This window comes from Synechococcus sp. R5-12, assembly GCF_047502655.1.
Taxonomy (GTDB): Bacteria; Cyanobacteriota; Cyanobacteriia; order Thermostichales; family Thermostichaceae; genus Thermostichus.
This window is the reverse complement of the sequence record NZ_JANSIM010000253.1, coordinates 1-9,203: the sequence shown is the minus strand read 5'-3', so window position 1 is coordinate 9,203 and position 9,203 is coordinate 1. Positions and strand designations below refer to the sequence as shown.

The window sequence follows — 9,203 nt, the reverse complement described above, 5'->3', positions numbered from 1 at the left end:
ACCCTACGGGTACAGTGCGGGGCTCCTGCGATTTCTAGCTGAATCTATTTGAGAGAGATAGTCTCCTCTGCCATGCGCTGCCCCAGACGACCACCCCCAACCCCTCTTCCACCCTGGGAGAGGAAATGCCTGCTCTAGGGGATCCGGGTCCGCAACAGTTCAAGTGGGCTAATGGGGGATCCCCCTCGAGAGGGGAGAGACTCAGCTCAGCAATATCCGTGCCTAGTCAAAGCAGAGGGCTATTGTTAAGGAATCTAAAGTAAAGTTGAGCTTTTGATATCACTGTTGCCGTCTTGTTACCGAAAGCGCTATCGTCTAAGCATCAAAGCTTTTTTCAAAGCTGCTTTATGGGCCCTGGAGGAGCGACCCCTCTGGGGCTTCTTCCATCCGGCTGCAGCTGAGAGGGCAAGGGATGGCTTTATGGGGTAGGGATCACTCCTCGGCGGACGGCAGGCCCCAGGGCGTGGCTGCCGATGTCAGAACGGTAGTAGGCCTTGGGAAACTGCACTTGCTCCACAGCTGCGTAGGCTTGGCGCAGGGCCTCGGATAGGGTTGCCCCTTGGCCGGTAAGACAGAGAACGCGCCCGCCATCGCTCAGGAGCTGCTTGCCTGCCTGGCGGGTACCCGCATGAAACACCAACGCCCCCGTGGTGGCAGCTGCATCCAAGCCGGAGATGGGGATCCCTCGCTCGTAGGCATCGGGATAGCCTGGGGCTGCCATCACCACGCAGGCGGCATAGCCGGGTTTCCATTTGAGCTGGATTTGGGCCAGCCGTCCTTCTATACAGGCCAGCAGCACCTCGTCCAAAGGGTTTTCCAGCAAGGGCAGGATGACCTGAGCTTCGGGATCCCCAAAGCGGCAGTTGTACTCCAACACGTAGGGATCCCCACTGGGCGTGATCATCAAACCGGCATAGATCACCCCCTGGTAGCGGATGCCCCGCCGTTGCAAAGCCTCCAGGGTGGGATCCAGGATCTGGGTTTGGATGCGGGCCAACAGTTCTGGAGTGACCAGGTGATCCGCAGGGGCATGAGCTCCCATGCCGCCGGTGTTGGGGCCGGTATCGCCCTCGCCAAGGCGCTTGTAGTCCTGGGCAGGTGGCAGCAGCACACAGATCTGGCCATCGGTTAGAGCCAAAACCGACACCTCCTGGCCGGGGATAAACTCCTCGATCAGCACCTGATCGCCCGGCTTGGCCAGGGCTGCTTCCAGGGCTTGCACGGCTTCTTCCCGGTTTTGGGCAACGGTTACCCCCTTGCCGGCAGCCAGTCCGTCTTTTTTGATGACCACTGGGAAACTCTGGGAGTCGAGATAGGCCACAGCGGCAGATAGCTCAGCAAAGCCGGTAGCGCGAGCAGTCGGGATCCCCGCCTCTTGCATCAATTGCTTAGCCCAGAGTTTGCTTCCTTCCAGTTGGGCAGCGGCGCGGCTAGGCCCGAAAATGGGCAACCCTGCTGCCTGGAAGGCGTCCACGATCCCCTGCACCAAGGGCAGCTCTGGCCCTACCACCGTCAGGCGGATCCCTTGTACGGTAGCAAACCGCACCAGCCCTTCGATGTCGGTAGCCGCCAAAGCCACGGATTGACAGCGGGGCAGCTGCTGCATGCCGCCGTTGCCGGGGGCACAGTAGATCCGAGTAACCTGGGGAGACTGCAACAGCTTCCAGGCCAGAGCGTGTTCTCGCCCCCCAGATCCGATGACCAGAGCCTGCATGGTGTGCTATTCCGCTGTTTCTAAACCCAGCTTGCCTGTTTTCCGAACATCCCCCATTAGACCATGTTCTTGAACCATTTCTGGGGTGTTGGCGCACTCCGGTCAGTGGACGGCGAGAGAACGGCCCCGCCAAGTCCAGTTGCGGCCGGTGGTGGTGCGGATGGCCGAAGCCAAGATGATGGCCGCTGTCGCCCAACCCCCCACTGCCGTTAGCCACCAGTAGCAGAGGGGCAGATGCGCCCAATGCCGGAGCAGAAGCCGGATGGCCAATTGGGCCAGGATCCCTGCCAAGCTGGCCAACAGCACCTCCAGGGATCCCGTAGCCCCAGCCAGGATCACCCCCAACCAGGGCAAGCTGCAGATCCCCAAGACCGTACCCATTGCCAACACCGCCAAGGCCCAGTTGCGCTCCAGGCCCAGGAACCAGTTTTTGGTCCACCCTTCCCAAAGGGCAGCCCCGTTGGCATACATGCGGCTGCGCACCCGCGGCCCTCCCAGGCAAATTTGCAGGCCCAACCCCTGGGCTTTGATCCGTTGCCCCAGGGCCACATCCTCGATCACCACATCGGCCACTCCGGCATGCCCGCCAACTTGCTCGTAGGCAGAGCGGCGAAACAGCAGGAAGGGACCAAAGGCAAAGGCTTTGGGGTTGTCGGGATCGTTGACGGCGGCAAAGTTGTAACCCACCGCCAGGATGGTCATCATGATGGGTTGCACCAGCCACTCCGCCAGGCAACCGCACACCAATTGCGGCCCTACACTCACCAAGCCGCTGCCGCTTGCCAGCAAATGTCCTAAGGCCGCTTCAATGGCACCGGATCCCAGCCGCACGTCGCAATCCAGAAACAGCAAGTAGTCGGCTTCTACGCGGGCGACGGCTTGGGCACAGGCCCAGTTTTTGCCCACCCACCTTTGGCCTTTGGGACGGGGATCCCCCTTGAGCAGGTGTAGGCGCGGATCTTGCCGTTCGGCGGCCAGGGCTTGCGCCAACTCCCAGGTGGCATCCGTGGACTCATCGTCCACCAACCACACCTGCAAAGGGGCAGAGGTGCTGTCCAGAATGCTGCTGAGGCAGCCCACCACGTTCTCGGCCTCGTTGTAGGCGGGCACGATCACCGCCAGCCGCTCCATCCCGGCCGCGATTTCCCCTGCCTGTTCCGCCGGGGGATCCCTCAGCCAGGGGGAAGCCCGCAACGCTCGCCTCAGTTGCAGAGCCACTAGGGCAATCGCCAAAGCTGTTAAGGACAATACCCCCGTTAGGATTTCTCGGATCCCCACTCCTGCTTCCCTCGTTGTTTAGATGTGCTCAGGAACAGATTCCCACCTCTAATGCTCTAGCTCTGGGATGGCCCAATGATTTTCTAGGCAGACAAAACCCCCTCTACGATATCGCCATAGGGCCGGGGAAAGATTAGCCAGACCTGGCGCTGGGTTTCCACCAAGGCACGCACCAAAGGGGAAAGATGGGCAATTTCTTCATAGCCACGCTCGGTTTTGAGCTGGATCCCTTGGTCATAAAAGCTATAGCCCTGGACATGGGCAGAGCGGATGCCCAAGTAACTTTCAGGATCCAGCCCGTCCTGCAGCATTTTGGCCTGCACGGCGGCCACCAGGGTTTGGCGTTGTTCCTCAGACAACTGGGTAATGTTGCGGGCCTTGAACAAATCCCGCTCCAAGTAGCGCCGCGACAGATCCGCCAAGATGGGATCCTTCCCCGACATGGCCCAGAGGCGCATGGGGTAGCTGAAGATGATATCGTCGGCAGCCAAGTAGAGGGGGAGCGGCAACTCGAAGGGATCCCCTTTTTGGGCCGCCAGCGAGGCCCAGCACCAAGCGCTGAGGATGGGATCCAGCTCAATCTCCCCCCTTTGCAGGAGCGCCTCTGCCCGCCTGAATAGCCGCTCCAAGATAAAACGGGCACAGAGGCTCTTGGGGTGCTGGTACACCTGGGTGTACATGAAATAGCGCACCACCAGGTAGTGCTCGATGGCTCCCAGGCCTTTGCGGGCGGGGATGGACAGGGATCCCGTCTCCGGGTCATAATCCAGCACCGTTAGGATGCGATCCAAGTCCAGGTGGCCGTATTGGGCACCCGTGAGCAGGCTATCCCGCATCAGGTAATCGAAGCGGTCGCAGTCCAGTTGGCTGGAGATGAGTTGCCCCACCAGCGGCAGGGGAAATTGCTTCTGCAGCACTTGCTGCATCTGGGCCGGCAGTTGGGAATCAAACTCCGCCAGCAGCGTCCTCACCTGGGGATCCTCCCGGAGAATGCGGGCCGTCCAAACCTCGTGCCGGCAGCCGAAGATCTCTTCCCCGGCATGGCTAAAAGGGGCATGGCCAATGTCGTGCAGCAGAGCCGAGGCCAAGGTTACCGCTCGATAGGGGCGCAGCTCTGGGTGGCGATGGGCCAATTTGTCGAACAGCCGCCGCGTTACCTGCAGCACCCCCACCGAATGGGTAAAGCGGGATCCCTCTGCCCCGTGGAAGGTAAAAAAGGCCGTGTCCAACTGGCGAATGCGGCGCAGCCGCTGAAAGGCCGGTGTATCGATCAGGCGAATGAGCAGAGCCTCAACCGCGTCCCCTCCATTCAGGCTGATGGCGCCATGCAGGGGATCGTGGTAGGTGCGGGACTTGCAAAACCGTAGCGGCATACTCCCACCATACCTCGCCAATTTTGGGATCCTTGGCTAGCCTGTCTGGGGGTGCTTCCCGCCTCGCCCTATCTATGCCCGCTTTCCCATGCCTCTCTCTGCAAAGGATGCCAGCACCCGAACCCCAGAAAACTCGACTCCAAGACAACAAGACAGCTGGGTGTTCCTCCTCTCCCTGCTGATTTTGATACTCAGTTTGGGGCTAACCGGCTGCTCTGCCAGTTCTGGATCCCCTGTTGTGCCCAGCCCACCCACTCTCACCCGCTACGTTGCCCTGGGAGCCAGCGATGCCGTTGGCTACAACGCCTCCATTTCCTGTGATGGCCCAGCCAATGCTGGCGGCAGCCGACCCCAGCGCTCAGAGCCCCTGGACTGCCCCAATGGAACGGGCTATGTGCCCCGCCTGGCTCGCTTGCTGCCCGGCCCAGTGGAGCTTATCAACCTGGGCCGTTCGGGAGCGGTGCTCAGCCCCGCCATGCAAGCCCTGAGGCAGGGGATCCCGGCCAATTTGCTGCAGGATCAAGTGCCGCGCCTTCCCCCCGATGCCACCCTGATCACCATTTGGGTGGGCGGAAACGATACCAACGCCATCGCTCTGGCGGCGGCTCAACGGGCTCTCCGAGGTGAGGATCCCTTGCCCTTCGTCGATCAGCAGATCCGACAATTCGCCGCCGATTACCAAACCCTGCTGCAAGCGGTGCATGCCCGTGCCCCTCAAGCTCGCCTGGCGGTGGCCAACCTGCCCAACTTCGCCCTGATTCCTCTGGGTCAGCAGCAACCCAGCAGCGTGCGCCAACTGCTCTCCCTGATCTCGGTTGGCCTCACGCAACGGGCCATCAACCCCTTAAGCCAACAGGGGATCCCAGTGGTGGACTTGCTCTGCGATCCCCGCTCCTACCGACGCGAGTCCTTCTTTCCCGGCCCGCTGGCCGACGGCTTTCACCCCAACGACCGGGGCTACGCCGATTTGGCCGATGCCTTCTTGAGCGCCCTTCGGCAACCGCTCCCTCCCCAAACCCGCTGCCCTCTCTTTAGCGAGGTGGGATCCCTGCAACCAGATGCGGCGGCAGAGTCTGCCCTCCGAGGTTTTCTCGCAGATGGGTACAGGCCGGCACAATAGGAAGGATCCCTGCGCTCGGCAAGGGATCCCAAAGGCGCTTAGACGATCCAGCCACGGAGAACGGGCCAGTTTTAGGAAGCAGCTACCGCTGCCGAGGAACGCCGCCGCCGGCCCAGAGCACCCGCTACCGGCTCCGGTTGGGTTTCCACACTCAGGGAAGACACAGACTCCTCTTCAGGGGATTGCACAAAAACCGCCACCGTGGGCTTGCCGGGCAATTGTTCTCGCAAGAAACGGCGCACCACCCGCTCCACTTCGCCCTTAAGGCCGGCCCAGTCGATGTCCAGGCTGCCCCGCTCCAGCGAGCGAGCAAATTGGGGCCACGCTTGCCGAAGGGTGTTCTCCAGAAGGGGTTTCAGGTCGGATCCCTTGAGTTGGTTCCCTTCCCCCGCCAAGCCAAAGGTTTGCACCTGTGGGGTGCAGAGCAACTGGCCACTGCCGTCCAGGCTGATCACCACCGTCACCATACCGTCTTTGGCGATCTGCTGCCGCTCCTGCATCATCTCATCCATCACCACTCCATCGTGGGAAGCGGCGATCATCTGCAGGCCAGAGGGGACGCGGCCCGTGATGGCAATGCGCTCCCGGTTCACCTCCACCACATCGCCGTTGTCGATGATTACAATGTTTTCCCGCGGGATCCCCATGCTCATGGCGGTTTCGGCGTGCTTGACCAGCATGCGGTATTCCCCGTGGGTGGGGACAAAGAACTTGGGGCGGGTGAGGGCAATCATCAGCTTCTGGTCTTCCTGGCAGCCGTGGCCGGAAACGTGCAGGCCCTTGTCTTTGCCGTAAATGACATTGGCTCCCAGCTCCATTAGCTTGTCGATGACCCGCGAGACCGCGATCGTGTTGCCAGGGATCGGGTTGGCCGACCACACCACCGTGTCGCCTGGCTTGATTTGCAACTGCGGGTGCTCACCGTTGGCGATGCGGGTGAGAGCAGCCAGCGGTTCTCCCTGGGATCCGGTGGTGAGGATGATCACCCGGTCATCCGGCAGGCTGTTGATCACATGCATTGGCTGCAGCGTCTCGTCCTTGCAGCGGATGTAGCCCAAGCGCCGCGCATGAGCCACCACGTTTAGCATGGAGCGGCCCAGCAGAGACACCACCCGACCTTGCTGTTCGGCAATCTGCAGCACCAAGTTGAGACGATGTACCGAAGAAGCAAAGGTGGTGATGATCACCCGTCCCTTGGCTCCCGCAATGGCCTTGGTGAGACCGGGCACCACTGAGGCTTCAGAGGGGGTGAACCCCGGCACTTCCGCGTTGGTGGAGTCGCTGATCAGGCAGAGCACTCCCTTTTCCCCATGTTCGGCCAACCGCTGCAGGTCGAAGTACTCCCCATCCACGGGGGTATGGTCGATCTTAAAGTCGCCGGTCTGAATAATGACGCCCACAGGCGTGTGCAGAGCCACCGTAAAGCTATCGGCAAAAGAGTGGGTGTTGCGAATGAATTCGGCAAAAAAGTGCTTACTCAAGGGAACGATTTCACGGGGGCCAACAGGACGCAGCTCTGTGCGGTTGAGCAGGCCCACTTCCCGCAATTTCTCTTCCAGCAGCGCCAGCGCCAATCTGGGGCCGTAGATGACCGGAATATCAAATTCCCGCAGGTGATACGGGATGCCACCGATGTGATCTTCGTGGCCGTGGGTAACCACCATCCCCCGCACTTTGTCGCGGTTTTGCTTGATGTAGGTCATGTCCGGCAGCACGATGTTCACGCCGTGCATGCTCTCATCGGGAAAAGCCAAACCGGCATCCAAGAGGATAATGTCGTCCTCGTAGCGGAAGGCCCATGTGTTTTTGCCGATCTCCCGTTCGCCGCCCAGCGGAATCATCTGAACGGAAGAGGTGGACTGTGGGGTTACAGAACGAGAAACAACTGAAGAACGTGGTGTTGGCATATGGGTTTAGATCCTCAACAGTAAAAAAACAAAAACAGAAATAGGCGCAGGCTATCCCCGACAAAGTTGTGGGCGAAAGCCGCAACTCATCCATTTCCCAGGCCGGGGAAGAGCTTTTCAGGGAAAAAGCTACCTACCCACAGGTCAAACGCCACAAAAGAGCCCCTTGCAAACCCCTGAAAACCGTGGTCATGGCAGAAGCAAAGCCTAAAAATGCAATCATGAAACTTTCGTCGCCATTTGTTCGGATCCCTTCGATTCAGCCAGTAGGCCCATCTCTTCAAGCACCTGTCGCAAAACCTGCAGAGAACTGGGCTGTAGAGGCGCTAGGGGAAGGCGCGCCCGACCCACTCGCCAACCCTGCATCTCCAATGCGGCCTTAATCGGAACTGGGTTGGTCTCGATGAATAAAACCTTGAACAACGGAAACAGGCGCAGGTGGTGGGCCAAAGCTTGATCGTGTTGCCCTCTGATGTAGCTCTGGATCAGCTCCTGCAACTGCAACCCAACCAGGTGGCTGGCTACACTGACCACACCGCTGCCTCCCAAAGATAGGAGTGGCAACGTCAAAGAGTCATCTCCCGAATAAATGGCAAAACGCGAGGGAGTGAGTCGCCGAATTTCCGAAGCTACATCCATCATACCACCGGCTTCTTTGATGGCGACAACCGTTTCCAATTCTGCCAATTTCGCTACGGTCTCCGGCTGTAAACTGGCCCCTGTCCGACTGGGAATGTTGTAGAGCAAGATGGGCAGGTCACTGGCTTGGGCGATGGCCTTGAAGTGCTCATAAAGGCCGGCCTGGGTAGGCTTGTTGTAGTAGGGCACCACCTGCAGAGAGCCATCCAAACCGAGTTGAGCGGCCTTTTTTGTGGCTTCAATGGCCTCACGGGTGGAGTTGGATCCCGTCCCGGCGATCACCTTAGCCCGACCGGCTACGGCATCTCGCACCACGCGGAACAGCTCATACTCCTCTTGCCAGGTTAGGGTGGGAGATTCGCCTGTGGTGCCACAGACCACCAAGCCGTCACTGCCGTGGGTTGCCAAGTAATCGGCCAAACGAGCGGCCTCATCGTAGTTAAGCTCCCCCTCATCGGTAAAGGGGGTAACCATGGCCGTCAGCACTCGACCGAAGTTCACCGATTGCTTCTCCCCATCAACCACACCAATCCGACGATTAACCGGGCGACCCAGATGAGACCAGTTTGTTTTTCCATCATACCTGCCTTTGCGTTAGGGATCCCGCTTGCCTGCCCTGCCAAGGCCCAGTTTGTGCCTCACCCGGTTGCCACAGGCTGGATAAAAGGGAGATAACAAAGAAGACAGACCGTTTGAACACGGAATGTATAGCCATTTGCCAATCCTGCCCCTACCTTTGGGGGGAGCAGCCTTTCTACCGACACTTGAGGATCCCTATGGACGCCCTAACTGCCCTGAAAGAGCGCATTTCCGCCGACAAATTGGATCCCAGCCGCCGTTTATCGGAAGCGGAGATCCGAGAGCTGGTGGCTTATGCTACGGAAGCTCCTTCTTCCTTCAACATTCAGCACTGGCGGTTTGTTGCGGTCACCGACCCGGAAGACAAAGAGCGCCTCAAATCTCTGGCCTACAACCAACAGAAGGTGGCGGATGCATCGGTGGTGTTTATCATCCTGGGGGATCTGCGGGGGTATGAGAAACTGCCTGAAATTGTGCAAAGAAGCGTTGCTGCCGGGATCCTCCCCCCCGAAAAAGCGGAAGGCTGGGTGAACATGGCCCAGGCAACCTATCTGATACATTCACGCTGAACTCTCCTGAACATGGTTCAGGAA

General features: G+C 59.7%; 7 protein-coding genes. 2 read left to right on the top strand and 5 right to left on the bottom strand.

Annotated elements, in window-relative coordinates:
* Positions 1-418 precede the first annotated feature (418 nt).
* The 3 genes from purD to NW843_RS12775 form a co-directional block, all read right to left on the bottom strand.
* Positions 419-1,714, bottom strand: coding sequence for a phosphoribosylamine--glycine ligase (gene purD / locus NW843_RS12785; protein ID WP_414523130.1), 1,296 nt, complete (start codon positions 1,712-1,714; stop codon positions 419-421).
* A 102-nt stretch (positions 1,715-1,816) separates the two neighbouring features.
* Entirely contained in the window at positions 1,817-2,992 is a 1,176-nt protein-coding gene (locus NW843_RS12780; RefSeq protein ID WP_414383000.1) for a glycosyltransferase, read from the bottom strand.
* A gap of 83 nt (positions 2,993-3,075) precedes the next feature.
* Positions 3,076-4,365: an HD domain-containing protein gene (locus NW843_RS12775; RefSeq protein WP_414349558.1), complete on the bottom strand. Its 1,290-nt coding sequence runs from the start codon at positions 4,363-4,365 to the stop codon at positions 3,076-3,078.
* A 160-nt stretch (positions 4,366-4,525) separates the two neighbouring features.
* Between NW843_RS12775 and NW843_RS12770 the strand changes: the two genes are divergently transcribed.
* On the top strand, positions 4,526-5,485 hold the full coding sequence (locus tag NW843_RS12770) for an SGNH/GDSL hydrolase family protein (protein ID WP_414523129.1): 960 nt from the start codon (positions 4,526-4,528) through the stop codon (positions 5,483-5,485).
* A gap of 71 nt (positions 5,486-5,556) precedes the next feature.
* Here the strand turns inward: NW843_RS12770 and NW843_RS12765 are convergent, their stop codons facing one another.
* Both NW843_RS12765 and dapA read right to left on the bottom strand, forming a co-directional pair.
* Positions 5,557-7,392 carry a ribonuclease J gene (locus tag NW843_RS12765; protein ID WP_414329733.1) on the bottom strand — a complete coding sequence of 612 codons (1,836 nt, stop codon included), beginning with the start codon at positions 7,390-7,392 and terminating at the stop codon, positions 5,557-5,559.
* 219 nt (positions 7,393-7,611) lie between these two features.
* Positions 7,612-8,532: a 4-hydroxy-tetrahydrodipicolinate synthase gene (gene dapA, locus NW843_RS12760; protein WP_414523128.1), complete on the bottom strand. Its 921-nt coding sequence runs from the start codon at positions 8,530-8,532 to the stop codon at positions 7,612-7,614.
* Positions 8,533-8,807: 275 nt separating this feature from the next.
* On the opposite strand from dapA, the gene NW843_RS12755 reads away from it, so the two are divergent.
* Positions 8,808-9,179, top strand: a complete 372-nt coding sequence (locus NW843_RS12755; RefSeq protein ID WP_414399329.1) for a nitroreductase family protein — start codon at positions 8,808-8,810, stop codon at positions 9,177-9,179.
* The last annotated feature ends 24 nt before the right edge of the window (positions 9,180-9,203 follow it).